Source organism: Hydrogenophaga sp. PML113 (genome assembly GCF_001777155.1).
Lineage (GTDB): Bacteria > Pseudomonadota > Gammaproteobacteria > Burkholderiales > Burkholderiaceae_C > Hydrogenophaga > Hydrogenophaga borbori.
In genome coordinates this window covers 59,253-77,526 of record NZ_MIYM01000001.1, presented here as the reverse complement: position 1 = coordinate 77,526, position 18,274 = coordinate 59,253, and the positions used below count along the sequence as shown (strand labels likewise).

16 protein-coding genes are annotated in these 18,274 nt (G+C 68.9%); 5 read left to right on the top strand and 11 right to left on the bottom strand.

Features of this window, described 5'->3' with window-relative positions; genetic code table 11:
* Positions 1 to 4: 4 nt before the first annotated feature.
* A complete protein-coding gene (locus BHU06_RS00345) occupies positions 5 to 811 on the bottom strand; it encodes an acyl-CoA thioesterase II (RefSeq protein WP_070397155.1) in 807 nt (268 codons plus the stop codon).
* Between the two features lie 192 nt (positions 812 to 1,003).
* On the opposite strand from BHU06_RS00345, the gene BHU06_RS00340 reads away from it, so the two are divergent.
* The 5 genes from BHU06_RS00340 to BHU06_RS00320 all read left to right on the top strand — a co-directional run bounded on the left by BHU06_RS00340 (position 1,004) and on the right by BHU06_RS00320 (position 5,784).
* On the top strand, positions 1,004 to 1,789 hold the full coding sequence (locus BHU06_RS00340) for an ABC transporter ATP-binding protein (protein WP_070397154.1): 786 nt from the start codon (positions 1,004 to 1,006) through the stop codon (positions 1,787 to 1,789).
* Complete coding sequence (locus tag BHU06_RS00335) at positions 1,789 to 2,496, top strand: ABC transporter ATP-binding protein (protein WP_070397153.1); 708 nt, start codon at positions 1,789 to 1,791, stop codon at positions 2,494 to 2,496. The genes BHU06_RS00340 and BHU06_RS00335 overlap by 1 nt, the downstream gene beginning before the upstream one ends.
* A 58-nt stretch (positions 2,497 to 2,554) precedes the next feature.
* Entirely contained in the window at positions 2,555 to 3,766 is a 1,212-nt protein-coding gene (locus BHU06_RS00330; RefSeq protein ID WP_070397152.1) for an ABC transporter substrate-binding protein, read from the top strand.
* Between the two features lie 19 nt (positions 3,767 to 3,785).
* Positions 3,786 to 4,673 (top strand): branched-chain amino acid ABC transporter permease, encoded by an 888-nt coding sequence (locus tag BHU06_RS00325; protein WP_070397151.1) that lies wholly within the window; start codon positions 3,786 to 3,788, stop codon positions 4,671 to 4,673.
* 220 nt (positions 4,674 to 4,893) lie between these two features.
* Positions 4,894 to 5,784 carry a branched-chain amino acid ABC transporter permease gene (locus BHU06_RS00320; protein ID WP_204745096.1) on the top strand — a complete coding sequence of 297 codons (891 nt, stop codon included), beginning with the start codon at positions 4,894 to 4,896 and terminating at the stop codon, positions 5,782 to 5,784.
* 57 nt (positions 5,785 to 5,841) lie between these two features.
* Here BHU06_RS00320 and BHU06_RS00315 read toward each other — a convergent pair whose 3' ends face one another.
* The 10 genes from BHU06_RS00315 to argB all read right to left on the bottom strand — a co-directional run bounded on the left by BHU06_RS00315 (position 5,842) and on the right by argB (position 18,259).
* Positions 5,842 to 7,149: a dicarboxylate/amino acid:cation symporter gene (locus tag BHU06_RS00315; protein WP_070397150.1), complete on the bottom strand. Its 1,308-nt coding sequence runs from the start codon at positions 7,147 to 7,149 to the stop codon at positions 5,842 to 5,844.
* A 201-nt stretch (positions 7,150 to 7,350) separates the two neighbouring features.
* The gene (locus BHU06_RS00310) at positions 7,351 to 8,556 is read right to left on the bottom strand and encodes an acetyl-CoA C-acyltransferase (protein ID WP_070397149.1); all 1,206 of its coding nucleotides are present in this window, start codon (positions 8,554 to 8,556) and stop codon (positions 7,351 to 7,353) included.
* Positions 8,557 to 8,668: 112 nt separating this feature from the next.
* Positions 8,669 to 11,068 (bottom strand): 3-hydroxyacyl-CoA dehydrogenase/enoyl-CoA hydratase family protein, encoded by a 2,400-nt coding sequence (locus BHU06_RS00305; RefSeq protein ID WP_070397148.1) that lies wholly within the window; start codon positions 11,066 to 11,068, stop codon positions 8,669 to 8,671.
* Between the two features lie 135 nt (positions 11,069 to 11,203).
* Positions 11,204 to 11,644 (bottom strand): DUF2147 domain-containing protein, encoded by a 441-nt coding sequence (locus tag BHU06_RS00300; RefSeq protein ID WP_070397147.1) that lies wholly within the window; start codon positions 11,642 to 11,644, stop codon positions 11,204 to 11,206.
* 28 nt (positions 11,645 to 11,672) lie between these two features.
* Entirely contained in the window at positions 11,673 to 13,469 is a 1,797-nt protein-coding gene (locus BHU06_RS00295) for an acyl-CoA dehydrogenase C-terminal domain-containing protein (protein WP_070397146.1), read from the bottom strand.
* Between the two features lie 43 nt (positions 13,470 to 13,512).
* A complete protein-coding gene (locus tag BHU06_RS00290; protein WP_070397145.1) occupies positions 13,513 to 14,190 on the bottom strand; it encodes a TetR/AcrR family transcriptional regulator in 678 nt (225 codons plus the stop codon).
* Positions 14,191 to 14,430: 240 nt separating this feature from the next.
* A complete protein-coding gene (gene slmA / locus BHU06_RS00285) occupies positions 14,431 to 15,114 on the bottom strand; it encodes a nucleoid occlusion factor SlmA (protein WP_070397144.1) in 684 nt (227 codons plus the stop codon).
* A gap of 128 nt (positions 15,115 to 15,242) precedes the next feature.
* A complete protein-coding gene (locus BHU06_RS00280; protein WP_070397143.1) occupies positions 15,243 to 16,691 on the bottom strand; it encodes an ATP-binding protein in 1,449 nt (482 codons plus the stop codon).
* Positions 16,666 to 17,355, bottom strand: a complete 690-nt coding sequence (locus BHU06_RS00275; RefSeq protein WP_070397142.1) for a response regulator transcription factor — start codon at positions 17,353 to 17,355, stop codon at positions 16,666 to 16,668. Before BHU06_RS00275 ends, BHU06_RS00280 begins: the two co-directional genes overlap by 26 nt.
* Before the next feature lie 4 nt (positions 17,356 to 17,359).
* Positions 17,360 to 18,259, bottom strand: a complete 900-nt coding sequence (gene argB, locus BHU06_RS00270; RefSeq protein WP_070397141.1) for an acetylglutamate kinase — start codon at positions 18,257 to 18,259, stop codon at positions 17,360 to 17,362.
* Between the last annotated feature and the right edge of the window lie 15 nt (positions 18,260 to 18,274).

The window sequence follows — 18,274 nt, the reverse complement described above, 5'->3', positions numbered from 1 at the left end:
CGCCTCACTCCTTGAAGTACACCACCTGGTGGGTGGTGGCCAGCAGCGCCCCCGCCTGGCTCCACACCTGCGCGCGCTGATCGAAGTAGCCGTTGCGAAAGGCGCTGGCCTGCGCCTGGCCCAGCAGCCAGCCCTCGCCCACCGCCGCCAGCTCGGCGGCCCCGGCGTGGAAGTACACCGTCATCGACACCGTGCCCGCCGGCACGCGCGTGGCGCGGCGCAGCCACACGCGCGGGTAGAAGACGTCGCACAGCGCCGCGAGGGCTGGGAAGTCCAGCGGGCGCGGCGGCTCGTCGCGCATCCACACCGTGGTGCGGCTGGACTCGCCCGTGCCGTCCCACACGCGCGGCATGGCGCCTTCGGGAAAGCGCAGGTCGTAGCGCTTGACCCATTCCACCGGCGCCATCATCGAGGGCTTGCCCAGCGCCGCTGGCGACAGCACCGGCGGCAGGGGCTCTTCCTGCGCGCCCCAGGTGTCGCGCCGCACCGCGGTGAGCGCGGTGGCGCTCAGCACGGTCTCGCCGCCCTGCTCGATGCTCACCGCCCAGTGCTGCGTGGAGCGGTTGGTGCGCACCGTCTGCGCCTCCACCTCGAAAGCGCCGTCGTTCAGCGCGGCGCAGAAGTTGACGGTGAGCGCCACCGGCTCGCCCAGGCGATCGGGGTGCAGAAGGAGGGCGTTGAGCGCGGTGGCCGCCGTGATGCCACCGAAGGGGCCGACCATGTTGGCCCAGGCCGGATCGGTGCGGCCGCTGTAACGGCCATCGGCCATGGCGTCGAGGGCAATGGCCCGGTCAAAAAGGTGCGGATTCATCCGGGGCAGTGTGCACCAGCGGCGTGCACCCACCCCCCGACTGTCCGCCGACCGACAGTCCGGCTGTTGCCTGCGCGACAAGCGCATGACGGGCGGCGGGCGTTCCGCCGAAATCCATAGCAGCGCCGCCGCGCCGCGTGGGGTTTCCCCTCATTCTTGATATGGGTCGCGTGCTCACAATGCCCCTCCTACATGGCACCGAACACCCCCAACGACTGCATTCTCGAAGCGCGCGGACTGGTCAAGGAGTTCAAGGGCTTCGTCGCCGTGAACGACGTCAACCTGCGCGTGCGGCGCGGCCACATCCACGCGCTCATCGGGCCCAACGGCGCGGGCAAGACCACGGTCTTCAACCTGCTCACCAAGTTCCTCATCCCCACGCGCGGGCAAATCCTCTACAACGGCGAGGACATCACGCCGCAAAAGCCCGCCCAGGTGGCGCGCCGGGGCATGGTGCGCTCGTTCCAGATTTCGGCCACCTTCCCGCACCTGAGCGTGCGCGAGAACGTGCGCATCGGCCTGCAGCGCGCCACCGGCCAGTCCTTCCACTTCTGGAAAAGCAAGAAGGTGCTCGACCGGCTGGACGAGCGCGCGATGGCGCTGCTCGACACCGTGGGCCTGTCCGAGTTCGCCGACTGGGTCACGGTGGAGCTGTCCTATGGCCGCAAGCGCGCGCTGGAGATCGCCACCACGCTGGCCACCGAGCCCGAGCTGATGCTGCTCGACGAGCCCACGCAGGGCATGGGCCACGAAGACGTGGAGCGCGTGACGCAGCTCATCAAGAAGGTGTCGGCCAACCGCACGGTGCTGATGGTGGAGCACAACATGAACGTGGTGTCGAGCATCGCCGACACCATCAGCGTGCTGCAGCGCGGCCAGGTGATCGCCGAGGGCGACTACGCCACCGTATCGGCCAACCCGCAGGTGCTGGAGGCCTACATGGGCAGCGCCGACGCGCAGCTGCAAGGGGCGCATTGATGGCCGCTGAAGAACTGCTCCGCCTCAGCGGCGTGAACGCCTGGTATGGCGAGTCGCACATCCTGCACGGCGTCGACCTGCAAGTGAACCGCGGCGAGGTCGTGACCTTGCTCGGCCGCAACGGCGCGGGCCGCACCACCACGCTCAAGGCCATCATGGGCATGGTGGGCAAGCGCGCGGGCTCGATCCGGCTCTTCGGGCAGGAGACCGTGAACATGGCGACGCACCAGGTGGCGCGCCTGGGCCTGGGCTACTGCCCCGAGGAACGCGGCATCTTCGCCAGCCTGAGCTGCGAGGAGAACCTGCTGCTGCCGCCCGTGGTGGCCGACGGCGGCATGCCACTCGACGAACTCTACGAGCTGTTCCCCAACCTCAAGGAGCGCCGCCACAGCCCGGGAACGCGCCTGTCGGGCGGCGAACAGCAGATGCTCGCGGTGGCGCGCATCCTGCGCACGGGTGCCAAGCTGCTGCTGCTCGACGAAATTTCCGAAGGCCTGGCGCCGGTCATCGTTCAGACGCTGGCGCGCACCATCCGCACGCTGCGCGAGCGCGGCTTCACCATCGTGATGGTCGAGCAGAACTTCCGTTTCGCGGCGCCGCTGGCCGACCGCTTCTACGTCATGGAACATGGCCGCATCGTGGAGGGCTTCGGCGCCGCCGATCTCGACGCGAAGATGGGCATGTTGCACGAGTACCTCGGCGTCTGACCCTGGTCGCCGGGTTTGGGTCTTTCCACGTTCACACACCGATGAAGGAGACGACGACATGAAGACGACGAAGAAATTGCTGGCCACCGCGGCGGCGGCCATGCTGACGGCGGGGGTTGCGCAGGCGCAGATCTCCGATGGCGTGATCAAGATCGGCGTGATGAACGACATGTCGGGCCTGTACGCCGACATCGGCGGACCGGGCTCGGTGCTCGCCGCGCGCATGGCGGTCGAGGACTTCGCGCCCGAGAAGAAGGGCATGAAGGTCGAGGTCGTCTCGGCCGACCACCAGAACAAGCCCGACGTGGGCTCGACCGTGGCCCGCACCTGGTACGACGTGGACAAGGTGGACGCCATCTTCGACGTGCCCACCTCGTCGGTGGCGCTGGCCATCAATCAGATCACCAAGGAAAAGGGCAAGGCCTTCATCAACACCGGCGCGGCGACCTCCGACCTGACCGGCAAGCAGTGCAGCCCCAACACCGTGCACTGGCTGTACGACACCTGGATGCTGGCCAACGGCACCGGCGGGGCGATCGTGAAAACCGGCGGCGACACCTGGTTCTTCCTGACCGCCGACTACGCCTTCGGCCACGCGCTGGAACGCGACACCGAGGCCGTGGTGCTGAAGAACGGCGGCAAGGTGCTGGGCAAGGTGCGCACGCCCTTCCCGGGCAGCGACTTCAGCTCCTTCCTGCTGCAGGCCCAGGCCTCCAAGGCCAAGATCATCGGCCTGGCCAACGCCGGCGGCGACACCATCAACAGCATCAAGCAGGCGGCCGAGTTCGGCATCACCAAGGGTGGCCAGAACCTGGCCGGTCTGCTGGTGTTCCTGCCCGACGTGCACGGCCTGGGCCTGGCCACCGCGCAGGGCCTGATCTTCACCGAGACCTTCTACTGGGACCTGAACGACCAGACCCGCGCCTGGAGCAAGCGCTTCGCCGAGCGCAACGGCGGCAAGTACCCCAGCTCCGACCACGCGGGCGTATACGCCTCGGTGCTGCACTACCTGAAGGCGGTGGAGGCCGGCAAGACCGACGACGGCACCAAGGTGGTGGCCAAGATGAAGGACATGCCGACCGACGATCCGCTGTTCGGCAAGGGCACGATCCGCGCCGACGGCCGCAAGATCCACCCGGCCTACCTGTTCGAGGTCAAGAAGCCCTCGGAGTCGAAAGGCCCTTACGACTACTACAAGGTCCGCGCCACCATCCCCGCCGACCAGGCCTTCCGTCCCCTCAAGGACGGCGAGTGCCCGCTCGTGAAGTAAGCACCGGAGCGTTCTGAGCATGACCGAGATCTTCGGCGTCCCCACCGCGGCCCTGTTCGGGCAATTGCTGATCGGGCTGATCAACGGCTCGTTCTATGCCCTGCTGTCGCTGGGGCTGGCCGTGATCTTCGGTCTGCTCAACATCATCAACTTCACGCACGGCGCCCAGTACATGATGGGCGCCTTCGTGGCCTGGCTGCTGCTCAACAAGCTGGGCATCGGCTACTGGTGGTCGCTGCTGATCGCGCCCGTCGTGGTCGGGGCCACCGGGGTGCTGATCGAGCGCTTCATGCTCAAGCGGCTCTACCAGCTCGACCACCTCTACGGCCTGCTGCTGACCTTCGGCATCGCGCTCATCATCCAGGGCCTGTTCCGCCACGAGTACGGCTCCTCGGGGCAGCCCTACGCGATCCCGCCGCAGCTCATGGGCGCGCAGAACCTGGGCTTCATGTTTCTGCCCAACTACCGCGGCTGGGTCGTGGCCGCCTCGCTGGTTGTCTGCCTGAGCACCTGGTTCGTCATCGAGCGCACCAAGCTCGGCGCCTACCTGCGTGCGGCCACAGAGAATCCCACGCTGGTGCAGGGCTTTGGCGTGAACGTGCCGCGCATGATCACGCTCACCTATGGCTTCGGCGTGGGCCTGGCCGCACTGGCCGGCGTCATGGCCGCCCCCATCTACCAGGTGAGCCCGCAGATGGGCTCGGACCTGATCATCGTGGTGTTCGCGGTGGTGGTGATCGGCGGCATGGGCTCCATCATGGGCGCCATCCTCACGGGCTTCGGCCTGGGCATCATCGAAGGCCTCACCAAGGTCTTCTACCCCGAGGCCTCCAGCACGGTGATCTTCGTCATCATGGCCATCGTGCTGCTGATCAGGCCCGCGGGGCTGTTCGGAACCCAGAAATGAAACACCCCCGCCGCGCTTCGCGCGACCCCCTCAAGGGGCCGGCGCCTACGGCCCGGCACAGCCGGTTCCCTGGCACCCCTGGCCGCACAGCCCCGCGTGCCGCGCGATGGGCCATCGACGGAAATTCCTGATGAGCACCTCGACCACCACCATCGCCCACGCGGGCAGCGCCCACAAGGCCCCTGCCGGCACCTCGTCCCTGGTCATCGCCTTCGCCATCATGGCCGCGTTCTTCCTGATCGCGCCGGTGGTCGTGTACCCCGTGTTCCTGATGAAGGTGATGTGCTTCGCGCTCTTCGCCTGCGCCTTCAACTTGCTCATCGGCTTCAGCGGCCTGCTGTCCTTCGGCCACGCCATGTTCCTCGGTGGGGCGGGCTATGCCTCGGCGCACGCCGCCAAGGTCTGGGGCTTCACGCCCGAGCTGGCCATCCTCTTCGGCACCTGCTGCGCGGTGCTGCTGGGCGTGGTGGTGGGCGCACTGGCCATCCGCCGCCAGGGCATCTACTTCGCCATGATCACCCTCGCGCTGGCGCAGATGGTGTTCTTCTTCAGCCTGCAGGCCCGGTTCACCGGCGGTGAAGACGGCATCCAGGCGGTGCCGCGCGGCCAGCTCTTCGGCCTGGTCGACCTGAGCCAGCCCATGGCCATGTACGCCGTGGTGTTCGTGATCTTTTTCGCCGGCTTCCTGCTGATCTGGCGTGTGGTGCACTCGCCCTTCGGCCAGGTGCTGCAGGCCATCCGCGAGAACGAGGCGCGCGCCACCTCGCTGGGCTACGACACCGACCGCTACAAGCACCTGGCCTTCGTGCTCTCGGCCGGCCTGGCCGGCGCGGCCGGTGCCACCAAGGCCATCGTGTTCCAGCTCGCCTCGCTCACCGACGTGCACTGGAGCATGTCGGGCGAGGTGGTGCTGATGACGCTGCTCGGCGGCATGGGCACGCTGTTCGGCCCGGTGGTGGGCGCGGCCATCATCGTCTCGATGCAGAACTACCTGGCCCAGCTCGGCGCCTGGGTGACGGTGGTGCAGGGCGTGATCTTCGTGATCTGCGTGCTGGCCTTCCGCCGCGGCGTGGTGGGCGAGATCGCGAACCTGATCAAGAAACCGCTGTAAAGCAGCCGCCCTCAGGCGGCGCGTGGGTGGGCCTTCGGGTGGGGCGGGGGTGACGGCTCAGACCGTGCCTGGCGCCTTGACCGGCACCGCCACCGGCCGATCGGCCACGGGCCAGTCGCGCGCGATGGCCTGGGGACCGTCGAGCTTGCCTTCCCACTGGGCGATCACCGCCGTCGCGATGCTGTTGCCGATCACGTTGGTGCCGGTGCGCCCCATGTCCAGCAGCACGTCCACGCCCAAGATCAGCAGCAGACCGGCCTCGGGCACGCCGAACATCGGCAGCGTGGCGGCGATGACGACCAGCGAGGCCCGGGACACGCCAGCCATGCCTTTGCTGCTCAGCATCAGGAACAGCAGCAGCGTCAGCTGGGTGGCGAGGGGCATCTGGATGCCGTAGACCTGGGCCACGAAGAGCACCGCGAACGTCAGGTACATCATTGAGCCGTCGAGGTTGAAGGCGTAGCCCAAGGGCAATACGAAGCCACTCACCTCGCGGCGCACGCCGAACCTCTGCAACTGCTCCAGGGTCTTGGGGTAGGCGGCCTCGCTGCTGGCCGTGGAGAAACCAATGAGGGCGGGCTCCTTCAGCAGCTTCAAGAGATGGAACACGCGCCCCCGCAACACCAGGTAGCCGGCGGCGATCAGCACCAGCCACAGGGAGCCCAGCGCGACGAAGAAACTGAGGATGAACCTGGCATAGGACCCCAGCACGTCCAGCCCCTGCACCGCGATGGCGGCGGCGACCGCGGCGAAGACGCCCGCCGGGGCGAACAGCATGACGAAGTCGGTGACCTTGATCATCACGAGCACCAAGGCGTCGATGGCCGAGACGAGCGCGGGGTCCACATGGGACTTGACCGCCCGCAGCCCGAAGCCGAAGAAGAGCGAGAACACCACGATCTGCAGTACCGAGTTGGTGGCCATCGCGCTCACGATGCTCGTCGGGAACACGTTGAGGAGGAAGTCCTTGACGTTCAGCGAGCTGGTCTTCAGGTGGGTGGTGGCCTGGGCGTCGGGCAGCGGCAGGCGCAGGCCCGCGCCCGGCTGCAGGGCGTTGGCCCACAACAGGCCCAGCAGCAGCGACACGAAGGACGCCCCGATGAACCAGGCCATGGCGCGAGCGCCCATGCGGCCCACGCGGCTCTCGTCGTCCATGCCCGCGATGCCCGCGACCAGGGTGGCGAACACCAGGGGCGCGATGATCATCTTGACCAGGTGCAGGAAGATGCCCGCCACCACGCTGAAGTGGTCGCCCCACTCCTTGGCGGCGGCCGCGTTCGGGGCCATGGCATGGCACACGTAGCCGGTCGCCACGCCGAGCACCAACGCGAGCGCGATCCAGGCGGTGAGTCTGTTGAAGTGCAAGTGGGTCTCCTGGGGAAAGGGATGGCGGCCGGCTGAAACGCCCGCAGCCTCAGTGGACAGCCGCCCGGCGACGTTCCCCCAACCATCCATATGGCCGGGCCGCCGACGCGCCGGCCCGGCGTGCCAGCCCCACCGGCGCGGCGCAGCCCCCCAAAAGCAAAGGCGCCCCGAGGGGCGCCTTTGTCATGGCGGCAGCGGTCCTTACACCCGCTCGAAAATCCCCGCCGCGCCCTGCCCCATGCCCACGCACATGGTGACCATGCCGTACCGCTTCTGGTGGCGCTGAAGTGCGTGCACCACGGTGGCCGAGCGGATGGCGCCGGTGGCGCCCAGCGGGTGGCCCAGGGCGATCGCGCCGCCCATGGGATTGACCTTGGCCGGGTCCAGGCCCAGGGTGTTGATGACCGCCAGCGACTGGGCCGCGAAGGCCTCGTTGAGCTCGATCCAGTCCATGTCGTCCTGCTTCAGGCCGGCGTAGCGCAGCGCGGCGGGAATCGCCTCCACCGGGCCAATGCCCATGATGTGCGGCGGCACGCCGCGGCTGGCGTAGCTCACGAAGCGCGCCAGCGGCGTGAGGCCGAAGCGCTTGACCGCGGCCTCGCTGGCCAGGATCAGCGCGCCCGCGCCGTCGCTGGTCTGCGAGCTGTTGCCCGCCGTGACCGAGCCACGCGCCGCGAACACGGTGCGCAGCTTGGCCAGGCCTTCCAGGCTGGTGTCGGGGCGCGCGCCTTCGTCCAGGTTCACCGTGCGCGTGCGCTTGTTCACCTCGGCCGTGTCCAGGTTCACCGCGCGCTCGGTCACCTCCACCGGCGTGATCTCGTTGGCGAATTCACCGTTTTTCATGGCGATGAGCGCGCGCTGGTGCGACTGCAGAGCGAACGCGTCCTGCGCCTCGCGCGAGACCTTCCACTGCTGCGCCACCTTCTCGGCCGTGAGGCCCATGCCGTAGGCAATGCCGTACTGCTCCACGTCCTGGGTGTTGGCGAAGATGGCGGGCGACAGGCTGGGCGAATTGCCCATCATGGGCACCATGCTCATGCTTTCGGTACCGGCGGCGACCATCACGTCGGCCTCGCCCACGCGGATGCGGTCGGCCGCCATGGCCACGGCCGATAGGCCCGAGGCGCAGAAGCGGTTGACCGTGATGCCGCCCACGCTGTTGGGCAAGCCGGCGAGGATGGCGCCGATGCGCGCCACGTTCAGGCCCTGCTGCGCCTCGGGAATGGCGCAGCCGCAGATCACGTCTTCGATGGCCTTGGGGTCCAGCCCCGGCGCCTGCGCCAGCGCCGAGCGCAGCGCCAGGGCCAGCAGGTCGTCGGGCCGCAGGTGCTTGAACGCGCCCTTGTGCGAACGCCCGATGGGCGTGCGCGTGGCGGCGACGATGTAGGCGTCTTGGATTTGCTTCATTGGAGGAACTCCAGAGGTATTGGTCCAGAAACACCGCGGAACCGGCTTTGCCGGGCCGCTGGTGTTGCCCCCTCGAGGGGGTGACGGGCAAAGCCCGGCGCGGGGGTGTTCATCAGTTCCTCACCGGCTTGCCGGTGTTGAGCATCCCGAGGATGCGTTCCTGCGTCTTGGGGTGCGTGATGAGCGCGCAGAAAGCCTGGCGCTCCAGCGTCATAAGGTACTCCTCGCTGACCAGGGTGCCAGGGTCCACGTCGCCGCCGGTAACCACGTTCGCGATCAGGCTGGCGATGTGGAAGTCGTGCTGGCTGATGAAGCCGCCGTCGCGCATGTTCACGAGCTGGCCCAGGATGGTGGCCTTGCCGTCGCGTCCGGCCACGGGGAACAGGCGCTTGTGCGGCGCGCGGTAGCCGGCGCGGAACATCGCCTTCGCTTCGTTGAGCGCGACGAACAGCAGCTCGTCCTTGTGCGGCACGATCAGATCGGACTCGAGCAGGTAGCCGATGGCGCGCGACTCGATCGCGCTGGTGCCGACCTTGGCCATGGCGGCCGCCGTGAAGCCCTCGGTGAGGAACGGCAGCAGGTCCTTGCCGGTGGAGCTGGCCGCGTTCTCGGCCGCGCGGCGCGCCACGTAGGTGAGGCCGCCCGCGCCCGGGATCAGGCCCACGCCCACCTCCACCAAGCCGATGTAGCTCTCCATGTGCGCGACGCGCCGGCCGCTGTAGACGGCCAGCTCGCAGCCACCGCCCAGCGCCATGCCACGGATGGCCGAGACCACGGGCACGCTGGCGTAGCGCAGGCGCAGCATGGTCTGCTGCATGAAGCCCTCGGCGTCCTCGATGGCGGCCACGCCCACGGCCAGGAAGGCCGGCAGCATGGCCTGCAGGTCGGCGCCCACGCTGAAGGGCTCGTCGCCCGACCACACCACCAGGCCCTGGTACTGCGCCTCGGCGAGTTCCACCGCCTGCATCAGGCCCTCGCAAACCTCGGGGCTGATCGCGTGCATCTTGGTCTTGATGCTGGCGATCAGGACCTCGTTGTCGAGCGTCCAGAGCCGCACCGCGTCGGTTTCCTCGACGGTGGTGCCGGCATTGGCGAAACGCGGGCCCGCCTCGCCGAGCAGCAGCTCGGGGAAAGGCTGACGCTGGTAGACCGGCAGTTCACGGCGCGCCTCGAACACGCCCTTGGTGGGGTTCCACGAACCCTGGGCGGTGTGCACGCCGCCGGCCTCGGCCACCGGGCCCTTGAACACCCAGTCGGGCAGCGGCGCCGTCGACAGCGCTTTGCCGGCGTCGATGTCCTCCTGGACCATCTTCGCCACCTCCAGCCAGCCGGCTTCCTGCCACAGCTCGAAGGGACCCTGCTTCATGCCGAAGCCCCAGCGCATGGCCAGGTCCACGTCGCGCGCGGTGTCGGCGATGTTCGCCAGGTGCACGGCCGCGTAGTGGAAACCGTTGCGCAGGATGGCCCAGAGGAACCGGCCCTGAGGACCTGTGCTGTCCTTCAGCAGGCGCAGGCGCTCGGCCGCGGGCTTCTTGAGCATGCGGCCATAGACCTCGTCGGCCTTCTCGCCCGAGGGCACGTAGTCGCCGCTCGCCAGGTCGAAGCGCTGGATGTCGCGGCCCACCTTCCTGAAGAAGCCGGCCTTGGTCTTCTGGCCGAGGTGGCCCTTGTCGAGCAGGGCCTTGAGCACGGGCGGCGTGCCGAAGCTGCCGTAGAACGGGTCGCTCTCGGCGCTCAGGTTGTCCTGCAGGGTCTTGATGACGTGGGCCATGGTGTCCAGGCCCACCACGTCGGCGGTGCGGAAGGTGCCGCTGCTGGCGCGGCCCAGGCGCTTGCCGGTGAGGTCGTCCACGACGTCGAACGTCAGGCCGTGGTTTTCCACCTCCTTCATCGTGGCCAGCATGCCGGCAATGCCGATGCGGTTGGCGATGAAGTTGGGCGTGTCCTTGGCGCGCACCACGCCCTTGCCCAGGCCGCTGGTCACGAAGGTTTCGAGCTGGTCCAGGATCAGCGGCTGCGTCGCCGGCGTGGCGATCAGCTCCACCAGCACCATGTAGCGCGGCGGGTTGAAGAAGTGGATGCCGCAGAAGCGCGGCTGGATGGCCTCGGGCAGCGCCTCGCTCAGCGCCGTGATCGACAGGCCCGAGGTGTTGGACGCCACGATGGCGTGCGGGGCGACGTGCGGCGCGATCTTCTGGTACAGGTCGCGCTTCCAGTCCATGCGCTCGGCTATGGCCTCGATGACCAGGTCGCACTCGCCCAGCAGGGGCATGTGATCCTCGTAGTTGGCCGCGACGATGAGGTCGGCGTCGGCGGCCACGCCGAGGGGCGAGGGCTTGAGCTTCTTCAGGTTCTCGATCGCCCGGGTGACGATGCCGTTCTTCGGGCCTTCCTTCGCGGGAAGATCGAAGAGCACGACAGGCACCTTGGCGTTGACGAGATGGGCGGCGATCTGCGCGCCCATCACGCCCGCGCCGAGCACGGCGACTTTTCTGACGTTGAATCGGTTCATTGAGAGTACTTTCCTTGGCGGGCTAGCTGTTGCGCCTCGCACGAGGGGGAGTGGTCGAGGGACACCGAGGAACCGGCTGTGCCGGACCTCTGGTGTCGCCCCCTTGAGGGGGTCGCGCGAAGCGCGGCAGGGGTGTCATTCCATTCTTTGCCAGACCTGGGTTCGGAAGAAGGGGCCGATGTAGCCGCGCATCTCAAGTTGCGCGCCGCCATTGACGGGCTTGAGGCGCGCGCGGTAGCTCTTGCCGTTGTTCGGGTCGACGATGCTGCCGCCCTCGAACACGGTCTTGTCGCTCTCGCCGGCCTTGATGCCGCGCAGGATCTCCAGGCCCACGATGGGTTTGTCCTTGCGGTCGTCGGTGCACTTGTCGCACACGCCCTTGGGGTCGCTGGCCGGGTCGAGCAACTTCTCGATGCGGCCGCTGAAGACGCCATTGTTCTCGGTGATGCGCACCAGCGACTTCTCCTTCTTGGTGTCGTCGTCGATGGTCTTCCACAGGCCCGCGGGCGTCATCTGCGCGTGGGCCAGGCCGGCCAGGGCCAGCAGGGAAACGGCGATCGTGGTCTTGAGCAACATGGCGGTCTCCTGGTTGAACGGCGATCGATCAGGCGAGGGCTTCGTTGGTGTCCATCAGGACCCGGCTGCCCGATCGCGCCAGTCGCATCAGCGTGGCCGTCTCGGGGAACAGCTTGGCGAAGTAGAAGCGCGCGGTCTGCAGCTTGGCGGCGTAGAACGGGTCGCTGCTGCCGCCGTCGATGGCGCGTTGCGCGGCCTGGGCCATGCGCGCGAAGAAGTAGGCGAACACCAGGTGGCCGGCCACGCGCAGGTAAGGCACGGCGGCCGCGCCCACCTCATCGGGGTTCTGCAGGCCCTTGAAGCCGATCTCGGTGGTGAACTTGGTCATCTGCTCGCCCAGGTAGGCCAGCGGGTTGATGAACTCGGCCATCTTCTCGTTCACGCCCTCCTCTTCCACCAGCGCGGCCACGAGCTTGCCGAACTTCTTGAGCGTGGCCCCGTTGTTGCCCAGCACCTTGCGGCCCAGCAGGTCCAGGCTCTGGACCGTGTTGGTGCCCTCGTAGATCATGTTGATGCGGGCATCGCGCACGAACTGCTCCATGCCCCATTCCTTGATGTAGCCGTGCCCGCCGAACACCTGCATGCAGTGGTTGGTGGCCTCGAAGCCGTTGTCGGTGAGGAAGGCCTTGGCGATGGGCGTGAGCAGCGCGGCGAGGTCGGCGCTGTCCTTGCGCACCTTCTCGTCGGGGTGGTGCAGCTCCTTGTCGAGCAGCAGGGTGCAGAACATCAGCAGCGCGCGGCCGCCTTCGGCGTAGGCCTTGGCCGTGAGCAGCATCTTGCGCACGTCGGGGTGCACGATGATGGGGTCGGCCGGCTTGTCCTTGGCCTTCACACCCGAGAGGCTGCGCATCTGGATGCGGTCCTTGGCGTAGGCCAGGGCGTTCTGGTAGGCCACTTCGGTCAGGCCCAGGCTCTGGTTGCCCACGCCCAGGCGGGCGGCGTTCATCATCACGAACATGGCGGGCAAGCCCTTGTTGGGTTCACCCACCAGGGTGCCCACGGCGCCGTCGAGCACCATCTGAGCGGTGGCGTTGCCATGGATGCCCATCTTGTGCTCCAGGCCGCCGCAGTGGATGGCGTTGCGCTCGCCCAGGGTGCCGTCGGCCTTCACCAGGTGTTTGGGCACCAGGAACAGGCTGATGCCCTTGCTGCCCGCGGGCGCGTCCGGCAGCCGCGCGAGCACCAGGTGCAGGATGTTCTCGGCCAGGTCGTGCTCGCCCGCGCTGATGAAGATCTTCTGGCCCGTGAGCTTGTAGGTGCCGTCGGCCTGGGGTTCGGCCTTGGTGCGCAGCAGGCCCAGGTCGGTGCCGCAATGCGGCTCGGTCAGGCACATGGTGCCGGTCCATTCGCCGCTGGTGAGCTTGGGCAGGTAGCGCTGCTTCTGCTCGGGCGAGCCATGGGCGTGCAGGCATTCGTAGGCGCCGTGCGACAGGCCGGGGTACATGGTCCAGGCCTGGTTGGCGCTGTTGAGCATCTCGTAGAAGCACTGGTTCACGATCAGGGGCAGCCCCTGGCCGCCGAACGCCGGGTCGCAGGAGAGCGCGGGCCAGCCGCCTTGCACGTATTGCGCGTAGGCCTCCTTGAAGCCCTTGGGCGCCTTCACCTCGTGCGTGGACTGGTCCAGCACGCAACCTTCCGCGTCGCCGCTGACGTTGAGCGGGAAGGTCACCTCGGCCGCGAACTTGCCACCCTCTTCCAGCACCGCGTTGATGGTGTCGGCGTCGATGTCGGCGTGCGGCGGGCAGGCCTTGAGCTCCTCCACGGCATTGAAGACCTCGTGCATCACGAACTGCATGTCGCGCAGCGGGGGGGAGTAGACGGGCATGGGTGGGTTCTCCTGTGGTTTCGTCGAGATGAAAAGGGGGCGTTCAGGCCTTGCGGCCGGCGGACTGGCGCGCGCCGTTGCGCTCAAGGATGGCGCCGAAGCCGCGCCAGGCGCGGTCGAGGCAGCCGGGGCTGCGCAGGAAGCGCGCCTCGTAGTGCAGGGCAAGAATCAGACCGTGGATTTCGAAGGCCACCTGTGACGCGTCGGTGTCGGCCGACAGGTGGCCCTCCTCTGCGGCGATCTCGATCGCGCGCCGCAGGGCCTCCTGCCAGGTGCTGACCGAGCTCGCGAGCGCGTCGCGCACGGGGCCGGGGCGGTCGTCGAACTCGACGGCGCCGCTGATGTAGATGCACCCCGAGTCGATCTCGACCGAGGTGCGCTTCATCCAGTTGTCGAACATCGCGCGCAGGCGCGGCAGGCCGCGCGGGGCGCTCATGGCGGGGTAGAAAACCTCGTCCTCGAAGCGCGTGTGGTACTCGCGCACCACCGAGATCTGCAGCTCCTCGCGCGAGCCGAAGTGCGCGAAGACACCGGACTTGCTCATCTGCATGACCTCGGCGAGCGCGCCGATGGACAGGCCCTCGAGCCCGATCTGCGTGGCCAGACCCAAGGCGGCGTCGACGATGGCGGCCTTGGTCTGCTGGCCCTTGGCTTGGGGCTTGGCCGAGCGGCCATTGGCGGGCGCGGCGCGGCGGGGACGGCTGGCGGTGGTGTCGCTCATGCGGGGCCTGGGTGGATCGGCCGAGGGGTGTCGGCCGAAAGAAACGAACGGTCGTTCTATTTTTACCCAGATTCCGGCGCAGCTGGCAAGCCCGAGGGCATTTGCGCGGGTTTGATTTAGAGCCAGCTGCCTAAGGCGGCGGGGTTGCTGCGACCGAAGGACTGGCCGCGCGGTCGCCCGCCCCGGGCTGGCCGGGACGCGATGCCGGCGCCCAAGGCGCCTGCCGCCTGAAGCGGCGGATCAGCCCCGCCCGCCGGGCAGCAGCAGCGCCAGGCTGTGCTCCAGGCTTTCGTTGGGCGAGCGTTTGAAGCCGCTGCGCGCGAAGCGCTGCAGGCGCCCGACGCAGAAGGCCGTGATGACCGAGGCGTCGGCCTGCGCGTCCACCGTGGGCGTGGCGGCGCCGCCGAGCGTGGCGGCCTCGCGCAGGTTCTGGCGCAGCGTGGCCTCGATCTTGTCGAAGAACAGGTTCATGCGCTGCTGCAGGCGTTCGTTCTCGAACACCAGGGCGTCGCCGACCATCACGCGCGTCATGCCGGGATTCTTTTCGCCGAACTGCAGCAGCAGGGCCACGAGCTTGCGGCAGCGCGCCTGGGCATCGGGCTCGCGCTCGTCGAGCTGGTTGATGAGGCCGAAGACGGTTTGTTCGATGAACTCGATCAGGCCCTCGAACATCTGGGCCTTGCTCGCGAAGTGGCGGTACAGCGCCGCCTCGCTCACCTCCAGCCGCGCCGCCAGGGCCGCGGTGGTGATGCGCTCGGCACCGGGCTGCTCGAGCATGGTGGCCAGGGCCTGCAGGATCTGCACGCGGCGCTCGCCCGGCTTGGGCCGCTTGCGGCCGGTGGCTTCGACCGCTTCCGTGGCGGACGCGGCGTCCAGCGTGTCGTCGTCGGGCGAGGGCCTGTCGGGCGCGGCAGCAGGGGTCATGGTCGGTGGTCCGTGAGGTGGCTGTCAGTCCGGTGGACGCGGCCCCCGAGGGGGCTCGGGGGTATTCGCGCGGCATTCTCGCACAGCCGGCTACATCTGGTTACCCAGCATCGGCGCGGTCTGCGCAGCTAGTGGGCAACCGCATCGAAAACCACGCGCACGCACAGGCCATGCCCCGCGGCACCGCTGCCCAGCCGCAGCTGCGTGTGGTGTACGCGCGCGATGCCATCGGCAATCGCCAGGCCCAGGCCGTGCCCGCTGCCGCCGGTACCGGGCACGCGGTAAAAGCGCTGCAGGACGCGCGCACGCTCGGCCGGCGCGATGCCGGGGCCGTCGTCCTCCACCTCGATCCAAGCCGCGCCCGCCCCGCCATCGCCCTGACCGCAGCGCAGGGTGACGGCGCCACCCACGGGGGTGTATTTGATGGCGTTGTCCACCAGGTTGATCAGCAGTTCGCGCAGCAGCCAGGCGTGGCCTTGCACGCGCGCGGGCGCCGCCTCCAGCCCCAGGTCGATGCGGCGCGCGCCGGCAGCGTCCAGGAAATGCGCGAGCACGGTCTCGCAGAGCTCGGCCAGGTCCACCGTCTCGCGGGCCGCATCGTCGTCGCGCAGCGCGTCGGCCCGCGACAAGGCCAGCAGCTGGTTGGCGAGCTGGGTGGTGTTGCGCGTGGCGTCGCGCAGGCGCAGCACCTGCTCGGCGCGCAGGCTCAGCAGGTCGCCCGCGCCCATGCTGCGCGCCGCCTGGGCCCAGGCCTCCACCTGGGCCTGCAGTCCGGCCAGCGGCGTGCGCAGCTGGTGCGCGGCGTCGGCCACGAAGCGCCGCTGGGTGTCGCTTTGCTCGTTGACACGCGCGAACAGGCGGTTGAGGGCGTTGACCAGCGGGCGCACCTCGGCCGGCGTCTGGCGCTCGTCGATCGGACTCAGGTCGCGCGGCGAGCGCCGCTCCACCGCCTGCCTCAGGTCCATGAGCGGCTGCAGCGCGCGCGTGACGCCCCAGCCCAGCACGCCCGCGGCCACAGCGAACAGGGCCAGGTTGGGCAGGAGCACGCGCAGCAGCACGTTGCGCAGCCAGTGCTGGCGCGCGTCGCTGCCGTCGGCCAGCACCAGGATGAGCTCGCCCGCCTCGGTGACCGCGCGCTGGGCGACCACGCGGTGCGTGACGCCGGCATCGACCACGCTCACGAACTCGGGGGCCTCGGTGGTGGGCAGCAGCACCGGCAGCCAGTCGGCGCCGACCAGGCGCTCGCCCTGCGGGCTGAACACGCCCACGGCGGTGTGGCCGTCGCGGTCGGCCAGGAACTCCTGGATCGGGGGCGCCATCAGCAGGGTGAGGTCGGTGCCATCGGTGGGGGCAACACCGCGCGGCACCACCACCGAATCGGCCAGCATGGGCACCAGGCGCAGCAGGCGCTGGTCCTGCTGCAGCGCGGCGGTGCCCGCGCCCTGGTAGTGGAAGGCCACCGTGGCCGCGCCGATGGCCCCGATGGTGGCCAGCAGCATGACCATGAGGCGGCGCCGCAGGCCGCCGATCAGGTCGCGCGGTGCGCCGGGATCAGGCGTCGGCACGACCCGCGGCATCGGCGCACTCCAGGCGGTAGCCGAAACCGCGGATGGCGCGCACCGCGATGCCCGCCGGCTCCAGCTTGGCGCGCAGCCGCGAGACGTAGACCTCGATCGCGTTGGGCGTGATTTCCTTGTCCCAGCCGGTGAGCGCGGCCAGCAGCTTGTCCTTGGCCACGGGCTTGGGGGTCTGCATCAGCATGTACTCGAGCACGGTCCATTCGCGCGGGCCCAGCTCCAGCGGCTGGCCCGCGAGCGTGACGCGCCGGTGCGCGGTGTCCATCTCCAGCGCGCCGAAGCCCAGCACGGCCGAGGTGGCGGCCTGGGAGCGGCGCAGCAGCGCGCGCAGGCGGGCCAGCAGCTCGGGCAGCTCGAAGGGCTTGACCATGTAGTCGTCGGCGCCGAGGTCCAGGCCCTGCACGCGGTCGTGCAGCGCGTCGCGCGCGGTGAGGATCAGCACGGGCAGCGCCAGGCCCTGCGCGCGGATGTGGCGCGTGAGCGCCAGGCCGTCGCCACCGGGCAGGCCGATGTCGAGGATGGCGGCGTCGAAGCCCTCGCGCGCCAGCACCTGCTCGGCGCGCTCGGCGCTGCCCACCCAGTCGACGGTGTAGCCCGCGTCGGCCAGGCCCAGCTTGATGCCGCTGGCGACCATGACGTCGTCCTCGACCAGCAGCAGGCGCATGGGATCAGTGGCTTTTGATCATGGTGCCGAAGGGCTCGTTGCCCAGCACCTCGAGCAGCAGCGCGTGCGGCACGCGGCCGTCGATGATGTGCACCGCGTTCACGCCGCTCTTGGCGGCGTCCAGCGCCCCGGCGATCTTGGGGATCATGCCGCCGGAGATGGTGCCGTCGGCCACCAGCTCGTCGATGCGGCGCGGCGTGAGCTCGGTGAGCAGCTGGCCGTCCTTGTCGAGCACGCCGCGGATGTTGGTGAGCATGAGCAGCTTCTCGGCCTGCAGCACGGTGGCCAGCTTGGCGGCCACCACGTCGGCGTTGATGTTGTAGCTCTCGTTGTGCTCGCCGAAGCCGATCGGGCTCACCACCGGGATGAACTGGTCGTCCTGCAGGGCCTTCACCACCGCCGGGTCGATGCCCACGATGTCGCCGACCTGGCCGACGTCGTGCTCGCGCGAGGGGTCGGCCTGGTCGGCCATGCGCAGCTTGCGCGCGCGGATCATGGCGCCGTCGCGGCCGGTCAGGCCCACCGCCTTGCCGCCGGCCTGGTTGATCAGGCCCACGATGTCCTGCTGCACTTCGCCGGCCAGCACCCACTCGACGACTTCCATGGTCTCGGCATCGGTGACGCGCATGCCCTGGATGAACTCGCCCTTCTTGCCCAGGCGCTTGAGCAGGGTCTCGATCTGCGGGCCGCCGCCGTGCACCACCACCGGGTTGATGCCCACCAGCTTGAGCAGCACCACGTCCTCGGCGAAATCCTGCTGCAGGGCCGGATCGGTCATGGCGTTGCCGCCGTACTTGATGACCATGGTCTTGCCGTGGAACTGCCGGATGTAGGGCAGCGCCTGGGCGAGGATTTCCGCGCGGTCGCGCGGTGCGATGGTGGTGATGTCGGGGGCGGTGGACATGCGCGAGGTTCTTCC

Coding starts and splice junctions, on each gene's coding strand:
- BHU06_RS00345 (WP_070397155.1), bottom strand. CDS start 811: ATGAATCCGCACCTTTTTGACCGGGCCATTGCCCTCGACGCCATGGCC.
- BHU06_RS00340 (WP_070397154.1), top strand. CDS start 1,004: ATGGCACCGAACACCCCCAACGACTGCATTCTCGAAGCGCGCGGACTG.
- BHU06_RS00335 (WP_070397153.1), top strand. CDS start 1,789: ATGGCCGCTGAAGAACTGCTCCGCCTCAGCGGCGTGAACGCCTGGTAT.
- BHU06_RS00330 (WP_070397152.1), top strand. CDS start 2,555: ATGAAGACGACGAAGAAATTGCTGGCCACCGCGGCGGCGGCCATGCTG.
- BHU06_RS00325 (WP_070397151.1), top strand. CDS start 3,786: ATGACCGAGATCTTCGGCGTCCCCACCGCGGCCCTGTTCGGGCAATTG.
- BHU06_RS00320 (WP_204745096.1), top strand. CDS start 4,894: ATGGCCGCGTTCTTCCTGATCGCGCCGGTGGTCGTGTACCCCGTGTTC.
- BHU06_RS00310 (WP_070397149.1), bottom strand. CDS start 8,556: ATGAAGCAAATCCAAGACGCCTACATCGTCGCCGCCACGCGCACGCCC.
- BHU06_RS00305 (WP_070397148.1), bottom strand. CDS start 11,068: ATGAACCGATTCAACGTCAGAAAAGTCGCCGTGCTCGGCGCGGGCGTG.
- BHU06_RS00300 (WP_070397147.1), bottom strand. CDS start 11,644: ATGTTGCTCAAGACCACGATCGCCGTTTCCCTGCTGGCCCTGGCCGGC.
- BHU06_RS00295 (WP_070397146.1), bottom strand. CDS start 13,469: ATGCCCGTCTACTCCCCCCCGCTGCGCGACATGCAGTTCGTGATGCAC.
- BHU06_RS00290 (WP_070397145.1), bottom strand. CDS start 14,190: ATGAGCGACACCACCGCCAGCCGTCCCCGCCGCGCCGCGCCCGCCAAT.
- slmA (WP_070397144.1), bottom strand. CDS start 15,114: ATGACCCCTGCTGCCGCGCCCGACAGGCCCTCGCCCGACGACGACACG.
- BHU06_RS00280 (WP_070397143.1), bottom strand. CDS start 16,691: ATGCCGCGGGTCGTGCCGACGCCTGATCCCGGCGCACCGCGCGACCTG.
- BHU06_RS00275 (WP_070397142.1), bottom strand. CDS start 17,355: ATGCGCCTGCTGCTGGTCGAGGACGACGTCATGGTCGCCAGCGGCATC.
- argB (WP_070397141.1), bottom strand. CDS start 18,259: ATGTCCACCGCCCCCGACATCACCACCATCGCACCGCGCGACCGCGCG.